The following is a 24924-nucleotide window of genomic DNA, read 5'->3' on the forward strand; positions in this document are numbered from 1 at the left end:
AAGAGCCCGCCCCGAACGGGGCGGGCTCTTCAATGTGTGCCTGCGCGCAAGCGGTGAACACCCGGCGGCAGTCCGGCCAACTCCTGTCACTGGCGGGACCTTTGGGAGCTCGCGGACCGCATACTCACTGCGTTCCCCCACGGCCCTCACCGGGAGGCACGGCATGGCCCTCATCACCCGTCGCAGAGCCCTCACCACCCTTGGCGCCGCCCTCGCGGGTTCGCTCGCACCGCCCGGCGCGCAGGCGTCGGCGGCGCGGCGGAAGCACGGTCCGCGCCCGCTGTGGCGCGCCCACGCCCACAACGACTACGCGCACCCCCGCCCCCTCTTCGACGCCCTCGACCACCGCTTCGGCAGTGTCGAGGCCGACATCTTCCTCGTCGGCGGCCACCTGCTCGTCGGCCACGACGCCACCGAGCTCGACCCGTCCCGCACCCTCGAGTCCCTCTACCTCGACCCGCTGGCCGCCCGGGTGGCGGCCCACCACGGCTCCGTCTACCGCGGATGGCGCGGGCCGCTGCAGCTGCTCATCGACATCAAGACCGAGGGCTCCTCGACGTACCTCGAACTCGACCGCCACCTCCGGCGCTACCGGCACCTGTTCACCGCCTACGCCCACGGACGCGTCCACCCCGGGCCCGTGACGGCCGTGATCTCCGGTGACCGGGCGGCCCGTACCCCCATGGAGGCGCAGACCGTGCGCCGGGCCTTCTACGACGGCCGGCTCACCGATCTGGGCACCGCGGCGCCCGCTTCCCTCATCCCGCTGATCAGTGACAACTGGACGCTCAACTTCAGCTGGGCGGGCGACGGCCCCTTCCCCGACGCCGAGCGGCACAAGCTGCGGAGCATCGTCGCCGACGCACACGCGCACGGGCAGCGGGTCCGGTTCTGGGCCACCCCCGACACGGCCGGTCCGGCGCGGGACGCACTGTGGGCGGAACTGCTCGCCGCCGGCGTCGACTACGTCAACACCGACGACCTCGCCGGGCTGGAGGCGTTCCTGGACGCCCGCCCTCACTCCTGAACATCACACGAACGGGGGACATGTCGGCTCACAGGACAAACCCTCCGCTACGCCACACTTGCGGGCGGACGCCGCGAAATGGATGTGGCGGAGGAGGTTCCCGATGGCCGTGTCCATCTCTGTGGTGCTGCTGTTCCTGATCATGGCGGTGATCTTCATCCGCAACGGCGCACTGAAGGTCTCGCACGCCCTGGTCTGCGTCCTGCTCGGCTTCTACCTGGCCAGCACGACCATGGCCCCCACCATCCACAGCGGGCTGGCCGCGACCGCCGAACTGGTCGGCAGCCTGCGGCCGTGAACCGTCCGCGCGTCACGGCGCCGAGAAGACCCCGATGCCGTTGGGCACGGGACGCTCGGCGCCGTCGCTCGGGTGGTTGCGCACCGACACCGAGCCGGCACCCGGCTCGCGCGCGACCAGTTCTGTCGAGCCGCCGCCGTCCAGGCTGAAGGCGTCGACCGAGCCCAACGCCGCCATCTCGTCGGCCACTTCGGCGATCGTCAGACCGCTGCGGTAGGCCGGCGCGCCGTCGAGCGCCAGCAGCAGCAGCCGGCGTCCGCCGTCCGCGATTCCCACGGCCGTGCGCACCGCCGAGGTGACGCGGTCGAGACCGGGCAGCGGCTGCCCGTCCCGCAGCACCGGACAGCCGCCGAGGGCGAAGCGGTACGGGACCCGGGAGGAGGACGCGACCAGCCGGTACCGCACGGTCACCCGCACGCCCGTGGACAGCTTCCGCAGCCGCCGCGCGCCCGCCTCCCGGCCGACCAGCACCGTGGTGTCCGCGGCGATGGGGCCGCTGCCGGGCTTGTCGGCGGCGGCCACCACGCGGCCGTGACGGACCGTCACCTCGTAGGTGTCCGTACTGCACGGGTCCGCCCGCACGGTGTCCGTGCCGCAGGTGGCGCGGACCCGGGAGGCACCGCCCCACCGCGCGGTGAACGCGCCGACGGACTCCACCGGCAGCGCGTACTGGTTGAGCCCGCCGAGCGGCAGTCGTTCCCCGGGCGCGCCCACGGATCCTTCGAGGCGGAGCCGGTCCAGGCGGGCCCGCCGGTCGGTGCCCACGCCGAGGACGTCCTCGGTGCTCGTGCCGGGCGGCGGCGCGGGGCCGAACCGCTGTCCGCCCGGCACCGCCGCCTTGAGTACCCGGCCGTGCGCGATCGCCGGTCCGACCGTGGCGCCGGTCGCCTCGACGCCCGGGTGCTGGGTCTCGGTGATGTTGAAGAAGTCCCCGTTGACGCCCGCGACCGCGCCCGCCTCGTCGGCCATGTGGGAGACGGGGGCGCGGGCGGCCACCGCGCCCGGGTGGAGCAGGTCCAGGCGTACGCGCCGGTTGCGCAGATCTACGGTCAGCAGATGGGCGTGGGCCGTGCCCTTGGCCGCCGCGAGGTCGAACTGCTCGTAGGTGACCCCCGGCGCGATCTCGGTGCCGCCGCCCCGCACCGCGGCGGCCGGTGCCGCTCCCGACAGGGCGGCACCGGCCAGCACACCCAACGCCGTGAGAACCGTGCCGACCGCTCTGCCCGCCGCGTACCGTTTCCGACGACGCGTCACTGTCCCCCCTGATGTCTCCCCGGATCTGTCAGGACTCGGGGGAAGTGCACCAGACCGCGGTGTCCGGCGCGGTCGTTACGCGTCGACTACGCGAGAACGGGTGAGGAAACGTACCCCCTCGGGTGCCTCCAGAGAGAAGCCGCTGCCCCGCCCGGGCACCACGTCCACGATCAGCCGGGTGTGGCTCCACACCTCGTACTGGCTCCTCGACATCCAGAAGGTCACGGGCTCGTCGACGCCGTCGACCGCCAGTTCGGCCAGGAGCACGTCGGAGGCGCCGGTGCGGAACTCGCCGTCCGGGTAGCACATCGGCGCGCTGCCGTCACAGCAGCCGCCGGACTGGTGGAACATCAACGGCCCGTGCTCGGCGCGCAGTCGGCGCAGCAGGTCGGCGGCCCGCGGGGTGAGTTCGACGCGCGGCGTTTCCTGGTCCATGGTCACCGTCCCGGCGGCTGGGAGAGCTGGCTGACGCCCAGTCTCACGGCTCGTCGGGAAGGCGTCCAGGGGCGGTCCGGGCGTACTCGGCCACCGCGACCGTCCCCCGGGCCATGCCTTCGTCCCGCGTCCGGGCCGGTCCACCGGCCCGCGCCCGCCGCGCCGGTCCCGTCGTCGAAGCCTCGCCGGTCCACCGGTGTCACGGCGCCGCGGGAGGAACACACTTGACACCCCCAAAGGTCTAGGCCAAGCTCCACCGTACTGGTCTACACCATTAGTGGCCAGGTCCCGAGTCCCACGTGCGGCAGCGGCATACGCAGGTCATGGCAGGGGGCGTGGGGGGTCAGTGGCATCCCTGAGGAGGGTGGCGTGAAGCGCAAGCTGATAGCCGCGATCGGTATCGCAGGCATGATGATCTCCGTCGCGGCGTGCGGCGGCGACGACGGCGACAGCGGCGAGAACGCGGGACCGGACAGCTTCAAGGGCCAGGCGCTGCGGGTCTGGACGATGGACGGATCCGCGCCGGACCAGTGGACCAAGGACGTGCGGGCCGCCTTCGAGGAGAAGACCGGCGCGAAGCTGAAGTTCGAGATCCAGAAGTGGGACGGGATCCAGGAGAAGATCACCACGGCCCTCTCCGAGGACAACCCGCCGGACGTCCTCGAGGTCGGCAACACCCAGACCCCGGCCTACGCGGCCACCGGCGGCCTCGTCCGCTCGTCCTGATCCTCAACAAGAGCATCGAGAAGCAGACCCTGCCGATCTGGCTGTCCCAGTTCCGCACCGCCTTCGGCGACGACTGGGGAGCCACGATGGCGGCGTCGACGCTGTTCGCGCTGCCCCTCCTGATCCTTTTCACCGTTCTGCAACGCAAGGCCGTCAGCGGCCTGACCGACGGTGCCGTGAAGGGATGACACCCCCGATGACCTCACTCGCCAGCACCGCCTCCGACAGCGGCTCCGCCGCGGGTGACAGCCTGACCCGCGACGCGCTCGCCGTGCTCCAGCCGGGCTTCGCCGGCACCACCGCGCCGGACTGGGTGCGCCGCCGGCTCGGTGAAGGGCTGGCCTCCGTCGCCCTGTTCGGCCGCAACGTCACCGGTCCGGAGCAGGTCACCGGCCTCACCGCCCGGCTGCGGGCGGAGCGGGACGACGTGCTGGTGGCCATCGACGAGGAGAGCGGCGACGTCACCCGCCTCGAGGTCCGCACCGGCTCCTCCTTCCCCGGCAACCACGCCCTCGGCGCCGTCGACGACCCGGAGCTCACCCGCGGTGTCGCCCGCGAGCTGGGCCGCCGCCTGGCCGCGTGCGGTGTCAACCTCGACTGGGCCCCGTCCGCCGACGTCAACGCCGACCCCGACAACCCGGTCATCGGCGTCCGCTCCTTCGGCGCCGGAGCACCCCTGGTGGCCCGGCACACCGCCGCCTGGGTCCAGGGCCTGCAGTCCACCGGAGTCGCCGCCTGCGCCAAGCACTTCCCGGGCCACGGCGACACCAACGTCGACTCCCACCACGCCGTGCCGCGCATCGACGTCGACGCGGACACCCTGTACGAGCGTGAGCTGACCCCGTTCCGCGCGGCCGTCGCGGCCGGCACCCGCGCCGTCATGAGCGCGCACATCCTCGTCCCCGCCCTGGACCCGCGGCACCCCGGGACCCTCTCCCGCCGCATCCTGACCGAGCTGCTGCGCGACGAGCTCGGCCACCAGGGCCTGATCGTCACCGACGGCATGGAGATGCGGGCGATCTCGGCCACGTACGGCCTGGAGCACGGCGCCGTCCTGGCGATCGCCGCGGGCGCCGACGCGATCTGCGTCGGCGGCGGGCTGTGCGACGAGGGCACGGTGATCGGCCTGCGGAACGCGCTGGTCGCCGCGGTCCGCTCCGGCGAGCTGCCCGAGGAACGCCTGGCGGACGCCGCCGCCCGGGTACGGCAGCTGGCCCGCTGGACCGCCGAGGCACGGCGCGGCGCGGGGGCCGGGGCCGCGCCCGCGCCGGAGATCGGCCTGGTCGCCGCCCGTCGCGCGCTGACCGTGACCCGCTCGGGCGCCGCCGCACCGGTCACCGGGCCGGTGTACGTGGCCACCTTCCACCCGGCCGCCAACATCGCCGTGGGGGAGGAGACCCCGTGGGGTGTCGCCGCCGAGCTGGAGCGACTGCTCCCCGGCACGACGGCGGGTTCCTTCTCCGGGGACGATGCCGCAGCCGCAGCCGCAGCCGCAGCCGATGCCGATGCCGATGCCGATGCCGATGCCGATGCCGATGCCGATGCCGGGGCCGGCGCCGGCGCGGCCGTGCTCGCGGCGGCGGACGGCCGGCGGATCGTCGCCGTCGTCCGCGACGAGCACCGCCACGGCTGGATGGGCGCGGCCCTGGACCACCTCCTGGCCGCCCGCCCGGACACGATCGTGGTCGAGATGGGCGTTCCGCAGGCCCCGCCGCGCGGCGCCCTGCACCTCGCCACGCACGGCGCGGCCCGCGTCTGCGGCACGGCGGCGGCCGAGCGCGTCGTCACGGGCTGACGCCCCCGCCTCGCCACCGCCCCCTCGAAAGCACCGACCGCCCCTCGGGCCGTCGGTGCTTTGCTGTGTGAAGGCGAAAACCGACAGCAAGAACTTCCGGCAATGCTGACACGTGCCGCAAAATCCGTCAGCCGCCGCCTGTCCGCAACAAGCGGTCACCAGAGGGCCGTTGAAGGGTCGCTCCGTGTCGGAACCCTTTACCTCACTGTCATGTCCCTGTAGCTTCAGCCGCGAAAGCGCTTGCAGCAAGTTGCTGGATGCATTTTCAGCGACTCCCCACCCGCTGCCGCTCCGGGAGATGCCATGAGACTCAGGTCAACAGCCTTTTCGCGCGCCGGACGACCACCACGCCGGCCACGGCGCGCCCTGGTCACGGCCGTCGCCGCCGCGGGGGTGATCGGACTGGTCACGGGACCGCCGCAGTCCGATCCGGCCCCCATGCGGACCACCGCCGCGGCCTCCGCCACGACGACCGTCTTCTACTACACGAAGACGAAGAACTGGGCGTCCACCTACCTGCACTGGGCCCCCGACGGCGGCTCGTGGACCACCGTCCCGGGTACGCAGATGGAGGCCGCCTGCACGGACTGGGTGAAGAAGACGGTCGACCTCGGCTCCGCCGCCGGGATGCAGGCCACCTTCAACAACGGCAGCGGCACCTGGGACAACAACGGCGGCAGCAACTACGCCCTGGGCACCGGGACCGTCACCGTCAAGGACGGCGTGATCGCCCACAGCGACCCGTGCGCCGACACCGGCACGGGCACCGGCAACGCGGCGACGGTCTACTACTCGACGGCCACCACCGGCTGGACCACCGCCAACATCCACTACGCCCCGGCCGGCGGCTCCTGGACCACCGTGCCCGGCGTCGGCATGGAGCCCGCCTGCACCGGCTGGTGGAAGAAGACGCTCGACCTCGGCACCGCCACCTCGCTCAAGGCCGCGTTCAACAACGGCAACGGCGTCTGGGACAACAACAACAGCGCCGACTACACCCTCGCCACGGGCACCTCCACCGTGAAGGACCAGAAGGTCACCGCCGACGCGAAGGACCCCTGCGCCGCCCAGACACCGGACACCCAGGCCCCGACGGCACCCACCAAGGTCACCGCGAGCGCCACCGACACCTCCGTGGTGGTGGGCTGGAACGCGGCCACCGACGACACCGGCGTGGTGAAGTACCAGGTCACACGCACCGGCGGCACGAAGGGCACGACGGTCACCGACGTCACCTCGACGGTCTTCACCGACACCGGACTCGAGGAGAAGACCGCCTACACCTACACCGTGAAGGCGATCGACGCGGCCGGCAACACCTCGGCCGCCTCCGCGGCGGCCACCGCGACCACCGGGGAGAAGGCACCGGAGCCCGCCACCGGCACCCCGCTGGGCACCGACCCGCGCAAGGACCCCATCTACTTCGTCCTGACCGCGCGCTTCTACGACGGTGACAGCTCCAACAACCGCGGCGGCAGCCAGGACGTGAAGTCCGGCAACGCGGCCAACAACGACCCGATGTTCCGCGGCGACTTCAAGGGACTGGTCGAAAAACTCGACTACATCAAGGCCCTCGGCTTCTCCGCCGTCTGGATCACCCCCGTGGTGCTCAACCGCTCGGACTACGACTACCACGGCTACCACGGCTACGACTTCTACAAGGTCGACCCGCGCCTGGAGTCGGCCGGCGCCTCCTACCAGGACCTGATCAACGCCGCCCACGCCAAGGGCATGAAGATCTACCAGGACGTGGTGTACAACCACAGCTCCCGCTGGGGCGCCAAGGGCCTGTTCACACCGACCGTGTACGGCGTCCGCGACAGCCAGTGGAGCTGGTACTACGACGAGAAGAACGACGGCTTCGAGTACGACGGCCTGACCGTCGAACCCAAGTCCGGCAAGTCGTACTACAACGGCGACCTCTGGTCCACCGCCGAGCCCTCCGGCAACACCTGCGTCAACTGGGGCAAGCCCACCGGCGGCAAGAGCGCCGAGGGCTACACCGTCTACAACTGCCAGTGGCCCAGCCCCACCTCGGGCATGTTCCCCAAGCAGTACTACCACCAGTGCTGGATCGGCAACTGGGAGGGCGAGGACTCCCGCTCCTGCTGGCTGCACGAGGACCTCGCCGACTTCAACACCGAGTCCACCCCCGTGCAGAACTACCTCATCGGGGCTTACAACAAGTACATCGACATGGGCGTCGACGGCTTCCGCGTGGACACGGCCGTGCACATCCCCCGGGTCACCTGGAACCGCCGTTTCCTGCCCGCCATCCAGGAACGGGTCACCCAGAAGTTCGGTGCCGACAAGGCGGCCAACTTCTTCGTCTTCGGCGAGGTCGGGGCCTTCGTCAACGACAAGTGGAACCGCGGCTCCGTGAACCACTCCGCCCAGTTCTACACCTGGAAGGAACGCAAGGAGTACACCGCCGACGACACCCAGGCCGCCCTCGACCAGTACACCTACGAGGAGCAGCTCGGCACCGGCAACCAGCCCACCTCCACCAACGCCTTCCTCAACGGCAACACCTACCACACACCGGACCGCAGCCGGTTCTCCGGCATGAACATCATCGACATGCGCATGCACATGAACTTCGGTGACGCGCAGAACGCCTACAGCAACGGCAAGGACTCCGACGACAGCGTCAACGACGCCACCTACAACGTCGTCTACGTCGACAGCCACGACTACGGCCCGAACAAGTCGAGCACCCGCTACAGCGGCGGCACCGACGCCTGGGCCGAGAACATGTCCCTGATGTGGACCTTCCGCGGCATACCGACCCTGTACTACGGCTCGGAGATCGAGTTCCAGAAGGGCAAGCAGATCGACTGCGGCCCGACCTGCCCGCTCGCCACCACCGGGCGCGCCTACTACGGCGACCACCTGGCCGGCACCGTCACCGCCGCGGACTTCGGCAAGGTCGGCTCCGCCTCCGGCGAGGTCGCCACCACCCTGGCCCAGCCCCTGGTCAAGCACCTCCAGCGGCTCAACCAGATCCGCCGGGCCGTCCCCGCCCTGCAGACGGGCCAGTACTCCACCGACGGCATCTCCGGCGGCATGGCGTTCAAGCGCCGCTACACCAGCGGCTCCACGGACAGTTTCGCCCTGGTCACGGTCAGCGGCGGTGCCACCTACACCGGCATCCCGAACGGCACCTACACCGACGCCGTCACCGGGGACGTGAAGACCGTCTCGAACGGCACGCTGTCCGTCGCCGCCCCGGGCAAGGGCAACCTCCGGGTGTACGTGCTGAACGGCCCCGGCAAGATCGGCAGTGACGGCCCGTACCTGAAGTGACCCCCTCAGGTCAGCGGCGGGCGGCGCGGGCACGGACGAGGCGGAACCGCTCATGCGGAACCCCTCATCCGTGCCCGAGCAGCCGCCGCACGACCTCGTCCAGGCACAGGTGGGTGTCCTCCTCACCGGCGGGCACCACCGTGTACGTCGTCTCCAGCCAGTCCTGGAGGGCGGCGGCCGGCACGTACAGCACGGCGGCGGCCCGCCCGCCCCGCAGGAGAATGCGGACCGTGGTGGGCCCGTGGCACCGGCAGGGCGGCCAGACCCGCACGTCACCGTCGCCGGAGGGGGCCAGCAGACCGGCGGACAGCAGGTCCCGCGAGAAGAACCACGGCGGGACCCGGTCCTGGGGGCTGGGGAAGTCCATCCGCACCGCGAGCGGGTCGGCGGGGTCGTAAGTGAAGCGTGCCTCGACGGACAGGGCCTCGGTGGCGCTGATCACCGCGTGGATCTCCACGGTGAGGTGGGTGGTGGTGCGCCGCCCGTCGGGCCGTGCTCTCTTCCGGGGATCGTCGTGGTGGTGCATGGTGCCTCCCAGGGCGGTGGGACGGGCTCCGCCGCACTGCCGGCCGCAGTCCGGAGGGCCTCGCTCCCTTTTCCTCGGGAACGGTCCGCTCAGATGCGCTCCCGCCGGCACTCGCGCCACGACGGCACGGCCTCCGGGCCGGCCCGGAGAGCGCCGGTGGGAGTCAGACGGCCAGCCCGCCCGCGGCGAGGCGGTCACTCAGGTCGCCCACCAGCCCCTTGCCGGCACTCCCGGCCCTGGCGACGAGCGCCTCGAAGGCGCTGAGGCGGCGGAACGTCTCGGCGTACGCCGTCTGCCGCTCCAGGGGGAGCCGCAGGACCTGCAGACGCCGGATGTCGACCCGGGAGGAACTGGAGGCGTGGGTTCCCGCCTGGCGCCCGTTGGCCGGTGCGCGCAGACATCCGGCGAGGAAGTGGGCGTCCAGCTTCTCGGGGTCCACCCGCAGGGCGTAGAGCTGGGGGCCCAGCGCCACCGGCGGTCCTTCGTGGACCCACGCCTTGAAGGCCCGGATCACTCCGGCGACCACGACGTCACCCTCCTCGGCGACGGCCTGGGCCGAGCCGGCCGGCAGCAGTCCGCCGGGAGCACCGTCGTGCAGCAGGTCGGCGACGGTGAGGAGCGGCATGGCGGCCCCGCCGGCCGGTGCCGCCGTCTCCGCCGGCTGCTGCCCGGCGCGCAGCGTCAGGGCGCCGGCCTTGATCAGGTCTCCCACGGTGGCGGTGGTCTGCGGCGCCCCGGCCTCGAAGTCGAGTGCGGACAGGTGCCGGGCGTGATCGGCCAGGCCGGTCAGCAGCGACCCGAGCGCGTCCCACCTGGCGGCCAGTTCCTTGCGGGAGGGTTCCGTCGTCGACGCGGTCCAGCGGCCCGGGGTGACGTCCACCTCGTCGTCCAGCAGGTCCAGCAGCGGAACGTGGACCGCTCCCTCGGGCAGGTCCCGGTCCGGGTGGCCGAGGGCCGCCATCGCGGTGAGGACGAACGATCCGAGGGCGGCCCAGTCGGGGCTCGGCTCGCGTGACCCGGGCCGGGCGAAACGGGTGGCGTCCACCAGGAGGGCGTCCTGGCTCGGGGGAGCGGTGGCAGGCCCGTCCGCCGCGGCCCGGAGGATCCACAGCTGCAGGGACACGCTGTGCGGCTGGGCGCTGCCGGGCGGCAGGGACACCACCGCCCGGAGGGCTCCGGTGCGCAGCAGCGAACCGCGGATCCGGCGTCCCGCCTTGCGTGACGCGACCGCCGGCGGAAGGACGACCACGGCGGCCCCACCGGGCTTGAGGTGGGAGAGCAGGTGCTGCACCCAGGCCAGTTCCGGCTCGGTCCGCGGGGGCAGCCCGTGGGTCCAGCGCTGGTCGGTGGCGAGTTCCTCGTAGCCCCAGTCACGTTCGTTGAACGGGGGGTTGCAGAGCGCGATGTCGGCCTTCGTCCCGGCGAAGGGGTCCGCCCGCAGCGCGTCGGCCGTGGCGACACGGGTGCGGATGCCCCGCTCGGGACGCTCCTGGGCGACGAAGCCGAGCCGGGCGGACGCCAGCGCGGCCGGCGCGGCGTCCAGCTCGCAGGCGAGCAGCTCCAGACCCGGACCGTCGTACTCCCGCGCGGCCGCGGCGGCCAGGTGTCCCGTCCCGCACGCGGGATCGAGGACGGTCAGTCCCTCTTCCCCGGGGCCGCCGTCCCCCGGTGCCCGGCGCACGGCGAGGGCGATCCGGACCATCAGCGCGGCCAGCTGCGGCGGCGTGGTGCTGAGCTGCCGGACGTGGGTCTCCAGCCACCGTTGCAGCAGGAACTCGAAGGTCTGGCGGGGCCCCTCCGCACGTCCCAGTTCCGCCGCTGCGGCCACCAACTCTCTTGCCTGCTTGGAGAGTTCGGGATGCGTGATCCGTGCCTGGGGGGAACGCATCCGGCGAGCCGCCTCGGCGACGGCCAGTCCGGACTCGTGCCTGCTGCCCAGTGCCTCGAAACGCGGCCACAGCAGCTCCCGGCCGCCGATGTCCTTCAGCTTCCCGTTGTCCCGGAGCCACTGTTCGACCTCGGCCAGCGAGAACTGCGGGCTGACGTCGGTGCCCCCGATCCGGGTGGGGAAGGAGTCGTGGCGGCGCCGCCAGTTGCTCACCGCGGCTCGCCCGACGCCTGCGATCCGGGCGATCTCGGCCAGGCTGACGGGTACGGCGTCGGGGGCACTCATCGATCGGTCTCCGAGGTGCTGGGCGGCTGGGCTGGTCGGCGTCCCAGCGGCAGTATTGCTGGGAAGGCTACTACGCTCATTGACTTTGTTCACAAGGTTCGCGTTCCACTGTGATGTGTGGGGAATGTGGAGGTCGAAAAGGATGCCGGGTCTCGCGCCGGGACGGGTGCTGTGCGACCGCTATCGGCTGGAGTCGGTCCTGGGCCGGGGGTGATGGGGCAGGTGTGGCGAGGCCGCGACCTGCCCCTCGACCGGCCCGTCGCGGCCCATGGACAGTCAGATCGACGATCTGTGCCAAGATTTGTTGTGAACTCAGTGCATGGATCTGATGAGGAGCCCGCCGTGTCCGGTGGGCTCGAGGCCTCGTGTTCCCGGCGACCGTTGAAACGCTGCCGTCACCCACGCCACCGTGCTCGCATACCCACTTCGGACACACACCCCTTGTGAACTCAGTGCATGGACCACATACTGGGGTGATCAACCGCTGCTCGCCCTCCCGGCAGGCGCGCGTGGTCCGGGGGAACCGTGATCGGCAGGGACGGCGCGCTCTCGTGCCGGTCCGCGCCGCAGGCCCGCCGGCGGTCGGCCATGTCATCCCGAAGCACACGGAGTTACCCCATGCACCGATACCGGCGTGCCCTCAGTACCGCACTCCTCGCCGCCGCCGTGCTTGCCGCCGGTGGCTGCGGGAGTGACTCCGGACCCGCTGCCGGGGATGCGTCCGCGGCCCCGCCGAAGAACTCGGCCGCCGGGAAGCCGGCCCCGTCCGAGGACCGGTCGGACACGGATCCCGCGCCCGCGGAGACCGCGGCCGGGGACGACACCTCCATCGAGGACGCCCTGACCGCCGCGGGTGTGGACGACGACCTGGTCAACCGGCTCGGCGAGGTGGGCGACGCCAACAACTACGGTCTCGGGGTGGGCGTCGAGACCGGCCTGGAGGACCGCCGCCGGCTCGCGTTCCTCCAGGTCGACACCTGCCGCAACGTGGCCGTCGGCTACCGGACGTGGCGGGGCATCCGGTACTCGGACGAGGCGGACGGTGCGACCGAGGAGCAGGCCGCCGCGATGGCCGATTTCCTGCGTAAGGAGTTCTGTCCGCAGGTCTCACCGTTCAAGGAACCCCCGCTTCCCCACCAGACCCTCGGGGGACCGGACGAGGACGACCGCGGCGGCCGGGGGCTCGCCTCGCCGGTGACCTGGTGGGACAGACGCTATCCGCGTGTCTCGTGGTCCAAGGAGTGTGCGGCCCAGACCGGCATGCCCTCCGGCGACCCGGTTGCCTACCGCCTGGCCAAGGACGAGGTGGTCTGCGCCACCGTTCCGTCCCACGCCTCCTGGAAGAAACACCTCATCGACCTGGACGTCGTGTTCGCGACCCCTGTCGACGAGGACCGGGCGATGCGGGCCGCGCGCGACCTGCTGCCGTCCGACGCGTCGGCGACCGAACCGACGGAGGGCGTCAACCCCGACTGGTCCTACCTGGGCGGGGGATGCCTGAACATCAACTTCCGTACCGCCACGATGAAGAAACTGCTGGACGGGTTGGAGAAGGATCCGGAGCCCTGGGCGTCCGCCCTCTACTACACCGACGGAGCGACCGAGGACGGAGCCGTGGGTGACTACACCGGCGAGGTCAAGCAGATCTCGCTGTCCAAGGGCGCCGACGAACCCGGCCTGTCCGGTGACCTGACGTGCTGAAGGCGGCGGCGGAGAGCCGGCGGCGGCAAGACCGAGGCGTACCTGGGCCTCGCCGCCTACACCTTCGCGCTGCGGCGCCTGCAGGGGACGATCGGCTCGGGCACCGAGGCCCGCAGCGGCGAGGCCGGGGTGGGCGTGCTCATGCGCTACACCCTGCGACTGCTGACCGCCCAGCAGTTCCAGCGCGCCGCCGCCCTGGTGAGCGCCTGTGAGGTGCTGCGCCGCGAGGAGTTCGCGCGGGACCGGCGCTGGGGTCCCACTCCGTTCCGCATCGGCCTCTGGGTGGGCGCCTCCGTCTCGCCGAACTGGTTCGACGAGGCGAAGGAGCAGATCGCCGAGGCCAAGGAGAGCGCCAGCGACAAGCACGCCCGCGTGCTGCAGGTCCTCACCTGCCCGTGGTGCGGCAGCGGACTGACCGCCCGCTCGAACATGGAGTACGACGAGGGACGCCGCCGGATCCTGCTGTACTGCCCGCGCGGGGAGGGTGAGGACCGCTGTCCCTTCTCCCGGCGCGAAGCGCTCGGCGAGGGCATCCCCGTCCTCACCGTCGACGAGGAGATATACCGGCTGGCGCCCTCGCTGCTGATCGCCACGGTCGACAAGTTCGCCCAGCTGCCGTGGAACGGCTACGCGGGACTGCTGTTCGGCAGGGTCACCGAGCTCTGCCCCCGCCACGGTTATCTGCGCGGCTACGTCGCCGCCGGTCGGCGAGCCCGGGACACGGTCCGGGTCCGCACCGTGTGGAGCGGCCCTTCGACACCCGCCGCACCCGTCCGCGCCACCGCCCAGGTGCTCGTCGAGGTCATCGACGAGGCGCGGCACGAACTGCTGGCCATGACGTACGCGGCCCGTCCGTACCCCGCGCTGACCCGGGCCCTGACCGAGGCCGCGGACAGGGGCGTGCGGACGCACATGGTGGTCGAGACCCTGGCCGGCGCCGGCGGACTGCTCTCGGGGAAGGAGCCCGCCGACGCGTTCGTGTCCGTGCCCGGACTGCACCTGTGGGCCTGGGCCCGTGGGCCCGCCGAACAGGCTCGCTCACGTCAGCACGCCAAGCTGGCGGTCGCCGATCGCCGTACTCTCTTCCTCGGCAGCGCCAACCTGACCGAGTCGGCCGCTCGGCGCAACATCGAGGCCGGTGTGCTGGTGACCGGCGGGGAAGCACCGCGGCGCGCGGCCGAACACATCGTGGAGTTGCAGCGCCTGGGCGTACTGCGGCGGATTCAGCCCTGAACCGGTGAGCGTCGCTCCACGAGCCGCAGGCGGGCCTGCGGTGCTTCCCGGTCAGCGGTTCGGCGAGAGCCCCCAGCGGGTTGGGGTCCAGGTGCCGGCCGACGGCTCGATGCGCCGCGTCCGGCGGCGATCGCGCAGGCGTGCGTGCCCGAGCCCGCCCGCCGCGACCGCCGCCTCAGCCGCCGGAGGTCTCCCGTACGGCGCGCGGTGAGGCACCCAGTTCCCTGCGGCACGTCTTGTTGAACGCCTGGAGGTCGGGGATGCCGACGGCCGCGGCGATCGCGGGGATCGCCAGGGTCGAGGCGACCAGGAGGTGCCGGGCGCGTTCCATGCGGCGACGCCGGATGTAACCGACGACCGTCAGTCCGGTGTCCTCGCGGAACAGCCGGGTCAGATGGGTGTGCGAGACCCCGGCGGCCCGGGCGACGTCCGGGACGCTCAGCGGTCCGGCGAAGTGATCCTCGATGTGGGTCATGGCGGTGCGCAGAGCGGGGTGCCGGGCTCCCGAGCCGTGCGCCGCGGCTTCGGCCAGGCCGGTCGCGCGCCACAGCACCGTCCACATCTCCGCCGTGGCGCGCGCCGGGGACCGGGTGCCCGCCGCGATCGTCTGCCGCAGCATCCCGCTGAGCACCGCCGCGTCGGCACCGGCGTCCTGCATGACCGGCACCCGGTGCCGCTCGCCCCGGCCGGGCAGCCTGAAGTGGGCGTACAGGTGCTCGCAGTGGGTGGCGTCGTAGTGGAAGCGCACCTCGGTGTCGGGCGGCACGAGACTCAGGTGCCCGGGGCGGATCGGGTGTGCGGAGCCCCCCAGCGCCAGCGTGCCGAAGTAGCCGTAGAGGTGGAGCTGCCACAGCCGCGGCAGCCGGTACACGTCACAGGGACCGGCGTACCCATGCACACCCACGCCCGCGTTCGCCACCTGCGGCGGCAGGTCGAGAGCCAGTTCCACCGAGCCCGTCATGGTGGGAAATTACCAGTACTCGGCGATTACAGCCCACGACGGCGGGCTCGTCTGTTCCTACGGTTGCCGTATGCCAACCACACGACAGCTGCTGACCTCCGTCCAGGTGGCGCGGTTCGTAGCCCACGGCTTCCTGCGTCTCGACGGGATCGTTCCCGCCGGGATGAACGAGGAGGCGCTCGGCTTCTTCGCCGCCGGGCTGCCCGCCGTGCCGTACGGCACCCCCGTGCCGAGGGCGTTCCCCGACAGCTCCTTCTCCCGCAGGCTCGTCGAACTGGCACAGGTCAAGGGGGCGTTGCAGAGCCTGGTGGGACCGGACCCGACCGTCGACCACCACTTCGTGCACACGCGTGAACCGCGCGAGGGCAGCGCGCAGCCGTTGCACGCCGACGCCCTGATCGACCTGCGGACCGACGCCTTCGACGTGCAGCTCATGTACTACCCGCAGGAGGTCACCGCGGACATGGGCGGCACGCTCATCGTCCCGGGCAGTCATCTGCGCCGCACCAACGAGTCCGACACCGGCCGCTACCAGAACCTGCGCGGGCAGACCCGGCTGACCTGCCCCGCCGGAACGGTCGTGCTGCTCCACCACGGCATCTGGCACGGCGGACGCCGCAACGACAGTGACACCGTCCGCCACATGTACAAGATCCGCTTCAACCCCACCGTGCCCCAGGTGCGGCTCTGGGACACCGCGGACCTCGACGACCCGGCCGTCCGCGAGGAGCTGAGCCGCACCTTCCCCTGGTACGAGCCCGCCACCGGCCGACTGGAGATCCACAACCGGATCGGACTCTGGCGTTCCCTGACCGGCGACGACACCTTCGACATCGACCACTGGGCCACCCGGATCGGCAACCGGCCCGCGCTGAGGAGCAACGCATGACCGCCCCGAACACCGTGCGGCAGCAGGTCCTGGTGCTGTACCTGAGCACCTCCGCCCTCGACTCCCCGGTCGTCGGCTGGGCCCGCTACGACGGCACCGGCGCCACCAGCCCCACCACCGGCGACAGTGACGAGCCGCCGTACCCGACGGGGGTCGCGGCCCTGGAGGACGGCTGGCGCCTCTTCCAGGCCGCCCAGCTCATCCCCCCGTACCCGGGAGCGGAGCACGAGACGTCCTTCCTCAAGCACGAGTTCTTCTTCGAGAAACTGACGAGCGCGTGACATGAGGCGGTGAGCCCACCCGTGCCCCCAGGGGTGCCGGACCGGCCGGCTCCGTCTTCTGCGCGCTGCGAGGCATCAGCGAGGCATGAGCGCGGCATCAGCGAGGCACCGTCGAACCGCGAAACCGCGGGTGACCGGTGTGATGTGCTGTGTACCAGGGCCGCCGCGGCGCAGCAGGGCAGAGGACGGAAGACCTGATGGAGAAACATCTGATCGTCGGCCGGGAGGCCGAGCTGGGGGAGCTGTCACGTCTGGTGGCGTCGCCCGACGGCCGGGCGGTGCTGGTGCGGGGCGAGGCCGGCGTGGGCAAGAGCCTGCTGCTGGCCGTCGCCGCCGAACAGGCCGGGGCTCTGGGGCACCGGGTGATCAGGGCGACGGGCGTGGAGTCGGAGACGATGCTGCCCTTCGCCGGCCTGCACCAGATGCTGCACCCCCTGCTGCACACGATGCCGGGTCTCGAGCCGTCCACGCGGGCGGTGCGGTGACCCGCTCGGCGTACAAGCTGTACGGCAATTCACCGGCCCTCACCGAACTCAAGCAGTTCCCCGACCGCGGCCACTCCCTGGTCATCGACCACGGCTGGCCCGTCGTCGCCGACTACGCCCTGACGTGGCGGGCCCGCCAGGGCATCAAGGGCCAGGACACCGCGTACGCCTGACCCACCGACCCACCGACCCACCGACTCACCGACCCGGCGGAGCTGCTCGTCCCGTCGCCGGGCAGGCCCGCACACACCCGCCGACGCGCGAGCTCCCCGCCGGAGCTCGCCCCCGAACCACCGGCGCCCCTCGGCGCCCGGACAACCAGGAGTACACATGAACACCCCACTGCAAGGCCGCACCGCCGTCGTGACAGGCGCCAGCAAGGGCATCGGACTGGCCGTCGTCACCGCTCTGGCGCAGGCCGGAGCGACGGTCATCGCCGGATCCCGCACCTCCACCCCCGGACTGGACGCGCTGGTGAAGGAGGGCGCGGTCGCCTGGGTCCCCGTCGACCTCGGCAAGCCCCAGGACGCCGTGCGGCTCGTCCAGGAGGCCGGCGAGCGCATCGACGTCCTGGTCAACAACGTCGGTGCCGCACCTGCCCGGACCGGCGGGTTCCAGTCGGTGACCGACGCCGACTGGCAGCACGTTCTCGATCTGAACCTGCTCAGCGCAGTCCGGGTCACCCGGGCGGCCCTGCCGCGCATGCTCGAGGCCGGGCGGGGCTCGATCGTCACGGTCGCCTCCGTCAACGCCACCCTGCCCGACCCGATGGTGATCGACTACAGCGCCGGCAAGGCCGCCCTCGTCGCCTTCTCCAAGGCGCTGTCGAAGGAGGTCGGCCCCAAGGGCATCCGTGTCAACACGGTCAGCCCCGGACCGGTGCAGACCGATCTGTGGCTGGCCCAGGACGGGGTCGCGGCCACCGTGTCCGCCGCCGCGGACATCCAGCCCGACGACGTGATCGCGCAGGTGGCCGGCTCGACGGCGACCGGCCGGTTCTCGACACCCGGAGAGGTCGCCGACCTGGTCCTGTTCCTCGCCGGCGACCAGGCACGCAACATCACCGGCAGTGACCTGATCATCGATGGCGGGTTCGTCCCGACCTGGTGATCGCCCAGGCGGCGGTGCCCCGTGCGTCCGCCCGGGCCCGCCCCCGATCCGCGGGAGGCCGAGATCCACAGCGCCCGTGGGGTCTTCTTCGTCGTACGGCCCGACCGGGCCGGGCTGGAGTCGGTCACCCGGCTCATCGAGGACGGCCTCCTGACGCCGGCGGTGGACCGCGTGCTGCCCCTGGCCGACGGGCGGGCAGCCTACGAGGCCCTCGCACGCGAACACCGGCGGGGAAAGATCGTCCTGCACATCAGCGACTGAACCACGGACGGACCGCCGAACTGATCGGCCGGGGCCGGCCCGGTGACGACAGTGCGGCGTTCCGTCCGGCCGGCCCCACCCCGCGACCGATGCCGCGGGAACAACCGCTTCCCACGCAGCGCTGTCCCTCATGCCCAGCGGATATGGAACCGCGTGGAAGACGGCCGGGAGACCGGCCGGCGGAGGAAGGTGGGACCGATGGCGACGGCAGAGGGCTCTCTGGTGACCACGTGCGGACGCAGCATCGACGTGCGCAGGCTGCTGCTCGGACGGCCGGACCGGCCCGTCGGCCGGATCGCCCTGGCGGTGGGGGAGGACCAGGGCGGCGAGCCGGGGGTCTGGGCGGCGCTCACCCCGGACGAGGCGCGCGCTCTGGCGCTGTTGCTCCTGCGGAAGGCCGCCGCGACCGAGCGGACCGCCGACGGGGAACCACGGCACGGCACCTTCTGACGCCGGAAGCCGCACGGGCCGCGAGAGGGCCGGTCGGCCCCCGGGAACCACCCTGTCGGCCCGTCGTTCGGGCACACCGTGCGCTGTTGGATGGGCGGTGGAGACCGACGGCACCGACGGAAGGGGACGGCCATGGCCGGAACGGCACCGCACGACATCAGTACGGTCGGGCCGCGGGACGCCGACGTGCATCGGCTTGATGTCACCCACCTGGGCGACGATGCCTTCGCCGTCGACGTCCGCGGCCACCGCATCACGGTCGACCAGCCCGTCGAAGCAGGCGGCAAGGACACCGCACCGACGCCCACCGAGCTGTTCGCCGCTTCCCTGGCCACATGCGTCGCCTTCTACGCGGGCCGCTATCTGCACCGCCACGGCCTGCCGCGCTCCGGACTGCGTGTCGGTGCCGAGTTCGTGATGTCCACGGACAGGCCGGCCCGGGTCGCCGCGGTGCGCGTGGTGGTCGCCCCGCCGCCGGAACTCCCCGAGCAGCGCCGCGCCGCCCTGCTGGCGGTCGCCTCGCACTGCACCGTCCACCACACCCTCCAACGGCCACCGCGGATCGACATCGAGCTGGCGCCCTGAACGACAGCTGCGGCGACGTCGCAGGGGCGGTCCGGTCCGGGCCCCTGCGACGTGCGCCGTCAGGAGTCGCGCAGGCGTGCCAGTGTCACGTCCAGGTCCATCCCGCGGGTCCGGTTGTGGGGGAGCTTCGCGAGTACGGCGGCCATGCCGCAGGTGTTGGTCACGGCGGAGAACACCAGGCCACCGGCGATGCCGGCGGACAGGAGCCGGAAGGCCGGGTGGACGACCTCGCCCAGTACCAGGCCGAGCAGGACCACGGAGCCGGCGGTGAGGCGGACCTGGCGTTCCATCGCCCAGATCGCCCTGGGGCTGTCCTGGGGGCGCTCCAGGTCGTGGCCCTGGGCGGCCCAGGCGCCGGTGCCGCCGGCGAGGGTGGCGGTGCGGATGCCGTTGTCGGCGAGCATCCGGCAGGCGTTCTCGGAGCGGGCGCCCGACGCGCAGACCACGAGGACCTCGCCGCGCTCGGCGGCGGCGCGGATGTCGGGCAGGGCCCGCTGGAGCTGGTCCAGGGGGATGTTCAGGGCGCCGGGAATGTGGCCGCCGCCGTACTCGCCGGGGGTGCGCACGTCGATGACGGTGAGTTCGTGCAGCCGGGTGCGGGCCTGGCCGGGATCGAAGGTGGTGGGGGTGGTCATGGCGGGTGTCCTTCTGGGTTGACGGGGTGGTGACGGGGTGATGACGTTCGGTCAGACGAGCACGTCGACGAGCATGAGGACGGCGACCGCGAGCAGCACACAGGCGAAGAGGCGCTGCAGCACCGTGCCCTTGACCTTCTTCGACAGGCGTTTGCCGTCCCAGGCGCCGAGGATCGCCGCCGCGGTGAACGGTGCGACGACCGCCCAGTCCAGGTGCATGCCGGTGCCGGCCCGGGCGGTGAGCGCGGCCAGCGAGTTGATCGTGATGACCAGCAGGCTGGTGCCCACCGCCCGGCGCATGGGCAGGCTCAGTACGCTCACCAGCGCCGGTACGGCGAGGAAGCCGCCGCCCACGCCGAGGAAGCCGGTCACCGCGCCGAGTCCGGCGCCCGCGGCCCCGGCCTTGGCGGGGCGCACCTGTCCGGAGGCCTCGGTGCTCGCGGGCCGCAGCATCCGCAGCGCGGCGAGCGCGGCGACGACGGCGAAGGCGGCGGTCAGCAGGGCCTGGGGCAGGTGTCCCGCGGCGGCCCCGGCGACGACCGCCGGCACGATGCCGGCCGCGGCGAACAGCGCCCCGGTGCCCCAGGCGACGTTGCCGTCCCGGGCGTGCCCGGTCAGTGCCGTGACCGAGGTGAGGGTGACGATGATCAGGCCGGCCGTCGTCGCCTGCGCCGGGGTGAAGGCGAGGAGATAGATCAGAGCGGGCACGGCCAGGACGCTGCCGCCTCCGCCGAGGCCGCCCAGGGCCAGGCCGACGACGGCACCGGCGACGAGCGCGAGGATGAGAGCCGTCATGCTATGGAGCCGCCGTTCCCTCGCGCGTCGATCACCGGATGACCGGCGGCCGCCCACGCCCGCATGCCGCCCTTGACGTCGACCGCGTCGGCGCCGCGTTCGGTGAGCAGCCCGGCGGCCTGCTGGGAACGGTGCCCACTGCGGCAGATCACCACCAGCGGCCGGGCCCGGGCCTCGCTCGGCAGTGCCGCACCCGCCGCCAGACGGGACAGCGGCGCGTGCACGGCGCCGGGCGCGTGCCCGGCGTCCCACTCGTCCTGTTCGCGCACGTCCAGCAGGACGGCCGGAGCCTTCGCGCCCTGGGTGCGCCGGACGGCCTCGCCGATGGTGACGCGGCCCTCGCCGCGACGGAAGAAGAACATCACACGATCTCTCGGGAAGTGGGGCGGGACAGCGGGTTCGGTCAGCCGGTGGCCACGGTCAGTCCGGCCTCGGCGGCGGACTCGAAGCCGTCGTCGACGGCGACCACGTCCCGCCCGGCGGCGTCCAGCAGGGAGGCCGCGATGCCGGCCCGCATACCGCCGGCGCAGTGCACCCACACGGTGCCGGGCGGCACCTCGCCGAGCCGCCTGTGCAGCTGGTGGAGGGGAATGTGCACCGAGTTCTCGAGGTGGCCGGCGGCCCACTCGGAATCGCGGCGGACGTCCAGGACCACGATGCCGTCCGTGCCGCGCTCGGCCAGGCCGGCGAACGTGGAACGGGGGAACGAGGCGGGGCTGCCGCCCTCCGGTATCCACTCCCGCGGCGTGCCGGTCGCCGCGGCGGCGGGCCGGTCGATGCCGACCCGGACGAGTTCGCGCTGGGCGGCGGCCAGTTGCCCGGGGGACTCGGCGAGCAGGGTGACCGGCTTGCCCCACGGGATCATCCAGGCCAGGTACGTGGCGATCTTGCCGTCCGCCTCGAAGTTGAAGGATCCGGCGACGTGGCCCTCGGCGAAGGCCACGCGGTTGCGCAGGTCCACGACCCACTCGCCGGCCGCGAGCCGGGCGGCGATCTCCGCGGCGTCCGCGACGGCGGGCGGGGTGAGGTCCACCGGCGCCGGACCGGCCGCGTTGGCCGGACCCATGTGGGCGTAGTAGGCGGGGATGTCGTCGAGCCCGGCGAGCAGCCGGGCGACGAAGGTGTCCACGTCCTCGGTGAGCGCCGCGTTGACGGACTTCTCCTTGCCGATCGTGGTCGCGTCCCCCTCGGCCTGCGCGGAGGAGCAGAAGCTGCCGAAGCCGTGCGTCGGCAGCACGGACGTCTCGTCCGGCAGCTCCGCCGCCAGGCGGTGCGCGGAGGCGTGCTGGGCGCGGGCCAGCTCCTCGGTCAGGCGGGGCTCGACCAGATCGGGCCGGCCCACCGTGCCGATCAGCAGCGACCCGCCGGTGAACGCCGCCACCGGCTCTCCGTGCTCCCGCAGAACGTACGAGGTGTGGTGGGGGGTGTGACCGGGAGTGGCGACCGCGCGCAGTTCCAGGCCGGTGTCGACGGTCACGCGGTCGCCGTCGGCCATCGGTACCCGCGCGAACGAGACCCGGGCGTCGGCGGGCACCAGGTAGGCGGCACCCGTCACCCGCGCCAGCTCCAGGCCACCGGTGACGTAGTCGTTGTGGAGGTGGGTCTCCACCACGTGCGATATCCGCACCCCGCGTCGCGCCGCGGCCATGAGTACCTGGTCGACGTCGCGCGGAGGGTCCACCGCCACGGCCGTGTGTCGGCCGCCGGCCAGGTAGCTGCGGTTCCCGAGGCCCGCGAGCTCGATCGTGTCGATGAAGAACATGGAGATCCCTTCCGAAAATTACCCCCTGGGGTATCTGTCGCCACCCTAACACGGGTACCCCGGGGGGTATTTTTCGATGGGTGCGGGACGGTGACGTGGGCGGGTGTCACGGCGGTCGCCGACCGTTTCCCCGGTCCCGTAGGGTTTCGGCGGACGAGGCCGCGGCGCCTCGTGGGACGGAGGGGACATGGACGCGGACGCCTGGGACGAGCGCTACCGGTCCACGGAGCGGCTGTGGCCGGCCGGGCCGAACATGTGGGTGGTGCGCGAGACGGCGGGGCTCGAGCCCGGGCGGGCGCTGGACCTGGCCGCGGGGGAGGGCCGCAATGCCCTGTGGCTGGCGGACCGGGGCTGGCGGGTCGACGCGGTCGACTTCTCTCCGGTCGCCGTGAGCCGGATCGCGGACGCGGCCGCCGGGCGGGCGGGGACGGTGACCGCCACGGTCGCCGACGTCACGCGGTACGCGCCTGAGCCGGGCGCCTACGACCTGGTCCTGCTGTCCTACCTCCAGCTGCCCCAGCAGGAGATGGCGCTGGTGCTGGAGCGCGCCGCGCGTGCCGCCCGCCCGGGCGGCACCCTCCTTCTGGTCGGCCACGACCTCGCCAACCTGGAGCACGGCACCGGCGGCCCGCGGGATCCCGGAGTGCTGTCCCGTGTGGAGCGGGTGCGCGCGGCGTGGGAGCCGACGGCCGATCTCGTCGTGGCGGAGGTGGCCCGCCGCCCCGTCGACGCAGCCGTCGCCCTCGACACGGTCGTCCGCGCCGTCCGCCGCTGAACGTGTGCACGCCGCCGCCCGGTGGCGGTGCGTCGCGTCCGGGGGCGCGTGGCCTGCCGGGGCGGACCGTCAGGCCCAGATCGACTGGGCGAGGGCCGCTCCGGTGAAGGCGGCGCCGAGGCCTGCGACGATGCTGCCGACCACGTTGGCCGCGGCGAAGAAGCGGGCGCCCTGCTCGGCCAGTCGCAGGGTCTCGTACGAGAGGGTCGAGTACGTGGTCAACGCCCCGCACAGGCCCGTGCCGAGCAGGAGCTGAACGTTCGAGGGGGCTGCTCGGGCGGTGACCGCGCCGGTGATCAGGCCGAGCGCGAGGCAGCCGATGACGTTGACGGTGAAAGTGCCCCAGGGGAAGACGGTGTCGTGCCTGGACTGCACGGTGCGGTCGGTGAGGTAGCGCAGCGGGGCTCCGGCCATCGCTCCGGCCACGACCAGTAGCCAGTTCACGCGCGCTCCTTCTTGTCCCGGTTCTTGTTCCGGCCCACGTACCGGATCACTTCGCACTCGTCGAGGATCACCATGCCGGACGAGACCAGTTCGTCCAGCTGGGGCAGGAAGGCGCGCACCCGGTCCTCGGTGTCCACGATGACGACCGCGACCGGCAGATCCTCGCTGAGGGACAGCAGACGGCTGGTGTGGATGAGCGAGCCGGCGCCGAAGCCCTCGCACCCCCGGAAGACGCTCGCGCCGGCCAGTCCGGCCGCGTGCGCGCGTCGCACGATCTCCGAGAAGAGGGGCTTGTGGTGCCAGGTGTCGTTCTCGCCGATGAAGATCGTCAGGCGTAGTGCGGTGCCGGTCAGCCGGGTCATGACTGCCTCCACTCGATGACGCGGCGGGTCAGGTGCGCCGTGGTCCACACGGCCGCGAGGGCCGCCGACATCGTGGCGGCGAGGTAGAGCAGCCCGGTGGTGGCGTGGCCGCCGTCTACCAGGCGCTGGATGTCCACGGCGTAGGTGGAGAAGGTGGTGAAGCCGCCGAGGACGCCGGTTCCGAAGAAGGGCCGTACCAGCCGGTGTGCCGCCCACACGTCGGTGATGACCACCATGAAGACGCCGATGACACCACAGCCGATCACGTTCACGACCAGCGTGGTCAGGGGGAACGCGCCGGGAGCGGTGGGCCACAGCAGGGACGCCCCGTAGCGGGCCGAGGCGCCCACGGCGCCCCCCAGGGAAACGGCGGCGACGACCGGCCACTGCCCACGCAGCACCTCGCGCCGCTGGGCGGGCACGTGGAGATCGACGTCGGGGTCGGCGGGTTCGTCGCGCACCTGGGACCGGATCTCTCCCAATGAACCTTCTCCTACTCGCACAGCGCCCGGTCGTTCCGCGGGCGCACCTACATCGCAAGCAGGGACCGTTGGCGGCGCCGCCGCGGTTGGGTACGGCGGGCCCCACCGCCGCGCGGCCGATCGGATCGCCGCAGGAATCAAGGGTAACCCGGTGCCGCCGCGGACTCTCGCCC

Annotated in this window: 27 protein-coding genes and 2 pseudogenes; 17 read left to right on the plus strand and 12 right to left on the minus strand. The window is 72.4% G+C overall.

What is annotated here, in order from left to right; all coding sequences use genetic code 11:
• Nucleotides 1–163 precede the first annotated feature (163 nt).
• Together ABZX30_RS17000 and ABZX30_RS17005 are read left to right on the plus strand one after the other, a co-directional pair.
• Nucleotides 164–1027 carry a phosphatidylinositol-specific phospholipase C/glycerophosphodiester phosphodiesterase family protein gene (locus ABZX30_RS17000; RefSeq protein ID WP_355934171.1) on the plus strand — a complete coding sequence of 288 codons (864 nt, stop codon included), beginning with the start codon at nt 164–166 and terminating at the stop codon, nt 1025–1027.
• A 103-nt stretch (nt 1028–1130) separates the two neighbouring features.
• Complete coding sequence (locus ABZX30_RS17005) at nt 1131–1325, plus strand: hypothetical protein (RefSeq protein ID WP_355934173.1); 195 nt, start codon at nt 1131–1133, stop codon at nt 1323–1325.
• 12 nt (nt 1326–1337) lie between these two features.
• On the opposite strand, the gene ABZX30_RS17010 is transcribed toward ABZX30_RS17005, so the two are convergent.
• Nucleotides 1338–2579 (minus strand): phosphodiester glycosidase family protein, encoded by a 1242-nt coding sequence (locus ABZX30_RS17010; protein ID WP_355934175.1) that lies wholly within the window; start codon nt 2577–2579, stop codon nt 1338–1340.
• A gap of 75 nt (nt 2580–2654) precedes the next feature.
• The gene (locus tag ABZX30_RS17015) at nt 2655–3014 is read right to left on the minus strand and encodes a DUF779 domain-containing protein (protein WP_355934177.1); all 360 of its coding nucleotides are present in this window, start codon (nt 3012–3014) and stop codon (nt 2655–2657) included.
• A 369-nt stretch (nt 3015–3383) separates the two neighbouring features.
• Between ABZX30_RS17015 and ABZX30_RS17020 the strand changes: the two are divergent.
• From ABZX30_RS17020 to ABZX30_RS17035, 4 genes and pseudogenes are all read left to right on the plus strand, one after another.
• Nucleotides 3384–3725: pseudogene (locus ABZX30_RS17020) on the plus strand (extracellular solute-binding protein); the annotation flags it as partial.
• A 2-nt stretch (nt 3726–3727) separates the two neighbouring features.
• A pseudogene (locus ABZX30_RS17025) lies at nt 3728–3928 on the plus strand (carbohydrate ABC transporter permease); the annotation flags it as partial.
• 8 nt (nt 3929–3936) lie between these two features.
• Entirely contained in the window at nt 3937–5535 is a 1599-nt protein-coding gene (locus ABZX30_RS17030) for a glycoside hydrolase family 3 N-terminal domain-containing protein (protein ID WP_355934179.1), read from the plus strand.
• 438 nt (nt 5536–5973) lie between these two features.
• Complete coding sequence (locus tag ABZX30_RS17035) at nt 5974–8841, plus strand: carbohydrate binding domain-containing protein (RefSeq protein WP_355934181.1); 2868 nt, start codon at nt 5974–5976, stop codon at nt 8839–8841.
• Between the two features lie 64 nt (nt 8842–8905).
• On the opposite strand, the gene ABZX30_RS17040 is transcribed toward ABZX30_RS17035, so the two are convergent.
• Together ABZX30_RS17040 and ABZX30_RS17045 are read right to left on the minus strand one after the other, a co-directional pair.
• Complete coding sequence (locus ABZX30_RS17040; protein ID WP_355934182.1) at nt 8906–9367, minus strand: SsgA family sporulation/cell division regulator; 462 nt, start codon at nt 9365–9367, stop codon at nt 8906–8908.
• 163 nt (nt 9368–9530) lie between these two features.
• Nucleotides 9531–11540: an N-6 DNA methylase gene (locus ABZX30_RS17045; protein ID WP_355934184.1), complete on the minus strand. Its 2010-nt coding sequence runs from the start codon at nt 11538–11540 to the stop codon at nt 9531–9533.
• 618 nt (nt 11541–12158) lie between these two features.
• Between ABZX30_RS17045 and ABZX30_RS17050 the strand changes: the two genes are divergently transcribed.
• Nucleotides 12159–13241: a hypothetical protein gene (locus ABZX30_RS17050; protein WP_355934186.1), complete on the plus strand. Its 1083-nt coding sequence runs from the start codon at nt 12159–12161 to the stop codon at nt 13239–13241.
• Between the two features lie 141 nt (nt 13242–13382).
• Nucleotides 13383–14474, plus strand: a complete 1092-nt coding sequence (gene drmC / locus ABZX30_RS17055; RefSeq protein ID WP_355934187.1) for a DISARM system phospholipase D-like protein DrmC — start codon at nt 13383–13385, stop codon at nt 14472–14474.
• 175 nt (nt 14475–14649) lie between these two features.
• On the opposite strand, the gene ABZX30_RS17060 is transcribed toward drmC, so the two are convergent.
• Nucleotides 14650–15435 carry an AraC family transcriptional regulator gene (locus tag ABZX30_RS17060; RefSeq protein ID WP_355934188.1) on the minus strand — a complete coding sequence of 262 codons (786 nt, stop codon included), beginning with the start codon at nt 15433–15435 and terminating at the stop codon, nt 14650–14652.
• A 70-nt stretch (nt 15436–15505) separates the two neighbouring features.
• Between ABZX30_RS17060 and ABZX30_RS17065 the strand changes: the two genes are divergently transcribed.
• The 8 genes from ABZX30_RS17065 to ABZX30_RS17100 all read left to right on the plus strand — a co-directional run bounded on the left by ABZX30_RS17065 (nt 15506) and on the right by ABZX30_RS17100 (nt 19496).
• The gene (locus ABZX30_RS17065) at nt 15506–16324 is read left to right on the plus strand and encodes a phytanoyl-CoA dioxygenase family protein (protein ID WP_355934189.1); all 819 of its coding nucleotides are present in this window, start codon (nt 15506–15508) and stop codon (nt 16322–16324) included.
• A complete protein-coding gene (locus ABZX30_RS17070; protein WP_355934190.1) occupies nt 16321–16605 on the plus strand; it encodes a hypothetical protein in 285 nt (94 codons plus the stop codon). Before ABZX30_RS17065 ends, ABZX30_RS17070 begins: the two co-directional genes overlap by 4 nt.
• 197 nt (nt 16606–16802) lie before the next feature.
• Nucleotides 16803–17090 (plus strand): ATP-binding protein, encoded by a 288-nt coding sequence (locus tag ABZX30_RS17075; RefSeq protein ID WP_355934191.1) that lies wholly within the window; start codon nt 16803–16805, stop codon nt 17088–17090.
• Nucleotides 17087–17263, plus strand: a complete 177-nt coding sequence (locus tag ABZX30_RS17080; protein ID WP_355934193.1) for a hypothetical protein — start codon at nt 17087–17089, stop codon at nt 17261–17263. Before ABZX30_RS17075 ends, ABZX30_RS17080 begins: the two co-directional genes overlap by 4 nt.
• 157 nt (nt 17264–17420) lie before the next feature.
• Complete coding sequence (locus ABZX30_RS17085) at nt 17421–18200, plus strand: oxidoreductase (protein WP_355934194.1); 780 nt, start codon at nt 17421–17423, stop codon at nt 18198–18200.
• Between the two features lie 21 nt (nt 18201–18221).
• Nucleotides 18222–18461, plus strand: coding sequence for a zinc-binding dehydrogenase (locus ABZX30_RS17090; protein WP_355934195.1), 240 nt, complete (start codon nt 18222–18224; stop codon nt 18459–18461).
• A 198-nt stretch (nt 18462–18659) separates the two neighbouring features.
• A complete protein-coding gene (locus ABZX30_RS17095) occupies nt 18660–18911 on the plus strand; it encodes a hypothetical protein (RefSeq protein ID WP_355934197.1) in 252 nt (83 codons plus the stop codon).
• Nucleotides 18912–19043: 132 nt separating this feature from the next.
• Nucleotides 19044–19496 carry an OsmC family protein gene (locus ABZX30_RS17100; RefSeq protein WP_355934198.1) on the plus strand — a complete coding sequence of 151 codons (453 nt, stop codon included), beginning with the start codon at nt 19044–19046 and terminating at the stop codon, nt 19494–19496.
• 59 nt (nt 19497–19555) lie between these two features.
• On the opposite strand, the gene ABZX30_RS17105 is transcribed toward ABZX30_RS17100, so the two are convergent.
• Genes ABZX30_RS17105 through ABZX30_RS17120 form a run of 4 tightly spaced genes read right to left on the minus strand, consistent with a single transcriptional unit; the run spans nt 19556 to nt 22688 of the window.
• Nucleotides 19556–20131, minus strand: coding sequence for a rhodanese-like domain-containing protein (locus tag ABZX30_RS17105; protein WP_355934199.1), 576 nt, complete (start codon nt 20129–20131; stop codon nt 19556–19558).
• Between the two features lie 51 nt (nt 20132–20182).
• Nucleotides 20183–20926 (minus strand): sulfite exporter TauE/SafE family protein, encoded by a 744-nt coding sequence (locus ABZX30_RS17110; RefSeq protein WP_355934201.1) that lies wholly within the window; start codon nt 20924–20926, stop codon nt 20183–20185.
• On the minus strand, nt 20923–21288 hold the full coding sequence (locus ABZX30_RS17115; protein ID WP_355934203.1) for a rhodanese-like domain-containing protein: 366 nt from the start codon (nt 21286–21288) through the stop codon (nt 20923–20925). The genes ABZX30_RS17110 and ABZX30_RS17115 overlap by 4 nt, the downstream gene beginning before the upstream one ends.
• Before the next feature lie 41 nt (nt 21289–21329).
• Entirely contained in the window at nt 21330–22688 is a 1359-nt protein-coding gene (locus tag ABZX30_RS17120; protein ID WP_355934205.1) for an MBL fold metallo-hydrolase, read from the minus strand.
• A 187-nt stretch (nt 22689–22875) separates the two neighbouring features.
• Between ABZX30_RS17120 and ABZX30_RS17125 the strand changes: the two genes are divergently transcribed.
• A complete protein-coding gene (locus ABZX30_RS17125; protein ID WP_355934207.1) occupies nt 22876–23463 on the plus strand; it encodes a class I SAM-dependent methyltransferase in 588 nt (195 codons plus the stop codon).
• Nucleotides 23464–23532: 69 nt separating this feature from the next.
• On the opposite strand, the gene crcB (ABZX30_RS17130) is transcribed toward ABZX30_RS17125, so the two are convergent.
• The 3 genes from crcB (ABZX30_RS17130) to crcB (ABZX30_RS17140) are packed head-to-tail and all read right to left on the minus strand — an operon-like array spanning nt 23533 to nt 24730.
• A complete protein-coding gene (gene crcB / locus ABZX30_RS17130) occupies nt 23533–23907 on the minus strand; it encodes a fluoride efflux transporter CrcB (RefSeq protein WP_355934209.1) in 375 nt (124 codons plus the stop codon).
• Complete coding sequence (locus tag ABZX30_RS17135; RefSeq protein ID WP_355934211.1) at nt 23904–24269, minus strand: DUF190 domain-containing protein; 366 nt, start codon at nt 24267–24269, stop codon at nt 23904–23906. Before ABZX30_RS17135 ends, crcB (ABZX30_RS17130) begins: the two co-directional genes overlap by 4 nt.
• On the minus strand, nt 24266–24730 hold the full coding sequence (crcB, locus tag ABZX30_RS17140) for a fluoride efflux transporter CrcB (protein ID WP_355934231.1): 465 nt from the start codon (nt 24728–24730) through the stop codon (nt 24266–24268). Before crcB (ABZX30_RS17140) ends, ABZX30_RS17135 begins: the two co-directional genes overlap by 4 nt.
• Nucleotides 24731–24924 lie beyond the last annotated feature (194 nt).

Source organism: Streptomyces sp. NPDC004542, from assembly GCF_040610035.1.
GTDB lineage: Bacteria > Actinomycetota > Actinomycetes > Streptomycetales > Streptomycetaceae > Streptomyces.

Excerpts from the sequence above, each read along its gene's own strand:
- ABZX30_RS17000 (WP_355934171.1), top strand. The coding sequence starts at position 164 with ATGGCCCTCATCACCCGTCGCAGAGCCCTCACCACCCTTGGCGCCGCC.
- ABZX30_RS17005 (WP_355934173.1), top strand. The coding sequence starts at position 1,131 with ATGGCCGTGTCCATCTCTGTGGTGCTGCTGTTCCTGATCATGGCGGTG.
- ABZX30_RS17015 (WP_355934177.1), bottom strand. The coding sequence starts at position 3,014 with ATGGACCAGGAAACGCCGCGCGTCGAACTCACCCCGCGGGCCGCCGAC.
- ABZX30_RS17030 (WP_355934179.1), top strand. The coding sequence starts at position 3,937 with ATGACCTCACTCGCCAGCACCGCCTCCGACAGCGGCTCCGCCGCGGGT.
- ABZX30_RS17035 (WP_355934181.1), top strand. The coding sequence starts at position 5,974 with ATGCGGACCACCGCCGCGGCCTCCGCCACGACGACCGTCTTCTACTAC.
- ABZX30_RS17040 (WP_355934182.1), bottom strand. The coding sequence starts at position 9,367 with ATGCACCACCACGACGATCCCCGGAAGAGAGCACGGCCCGACGGGCGG.
- ABZX30_RS17045 (WP_355934184.1), bottom strand. The coding sequence starts at position 11,540 with ATGAGTGCCCCCGACGCCGTACCCGTCAGCCTGGCCGAGATCGCCCGG.
- ABZX30_RS17050 (WP_355934186.1), top strand. The coding sequence starts at position 12,159 with ATGCACCGATACCGGCGTGCCCTCAGTACCGCACTCCTCGCCGCCGCC.
- drmC (WP_355934187.1), top strand. The coding sequence starts at position 13,383 with ATGCGCTACACCCTGCGACTGCTGACCGCCCAGCAGTTCCAGCGCGCC.
- ABZX30_RS17060 (WP_355934188.1), bottom strand. The coding sequence starts at position 15,435 with ATGACGGGCTCGGTGGAACTGGCTCTCGACCTGCCGCCGCAGGTGGCG.
- ABZX30_RS17065 (WP_355934189.1), top strand. The coding sequence starts at position 15,506 with ATGCCAACCACACGACAGCTGCTGACCTCCGTCCAGGTGGCGCGGTTC.
- ABZX30_RS17070 (WP_355934190.1), top strand. The coding sequence starts at position 16,321 with ATGACCGCCCCGAACACCGTGCGGCAGCAGGTCCTGGTGCTGTACCTG.
- ABZX30_RS17075 (WP_355934191.1), top strand. The coding sequence starts at position 16,803 with ATGGAGAAACATCTGATCGTCGGCCGGGAGGCCGAGCTGGGGGAGCTG.
- ABZX30_RS17085 (WP_355934194.1), top strand. The coding sequence starts at position 17,421 with ATGAACACCCCACTGCAAGGCCGCACCGCCGTCGTGACAGGCGCCAGC.
- ABZX30_RS17095 (WP_355934197.1), top strand. The coding sequence starts at position 18,660 with ATGGCGACGGCAGAGGGCTCTCTGGTGACCACGTGCGGACGCAGCATC.
- ABZX30_RS17100 (WP_355934198.1), top strand. The coding sequence starts at position 19,044 with ATGGCCGGAACGGCACCGCACGACATCAGTACGGTCGGGCCGCGGGAC.
- ABZX30_RS17105 (WP_355934199.1), bottom strand. The coding sequence starts at position 20,131 with ATGACCACCCCCACCACCTTCGATCCCGGCCAGGCCCGCACCCGGCTG.
- ABZX30_RS17110 (WP_355934201.1), bottom strand. The coding sequence starts at position 20,926 with ATGACGGCTCTCATCCTCGCGCTCGTCGCCGGTGCCGTCGTCGGCCTG.
- ABZX30_RS17115 (WP_355934203.1), bottom strand. The coding sequence starts at position 21,288 with ATGTTCTTCTTCCGTCGCGGCGAGGGCCGCGTCACCATCGGCGAGGCC.
- ABZX30_RS17120 (WP_355934205.1), bottom strand. The coding sequence starts at position 22,688 with ATGTTCTTCATCGACACGATCGAGCTCGCGGGCCTCGGGAACCGCAGC.
- ABZX30_RS17125 (WP_355934207.1), top strand. The coding sequence starts at position 22,876 with ATGGACGCGGACGCCTGGGACGAGCGCTACCGGTCCACGGAGCGGCTG.
- ABZX30_RS17135 (WP_355934211.1), bottom strand. The coding sequence starts at position 24,269 with ATGACCCGGCTGACCGGCACCGCACTACGCCTGACGATCTTCATCGGC.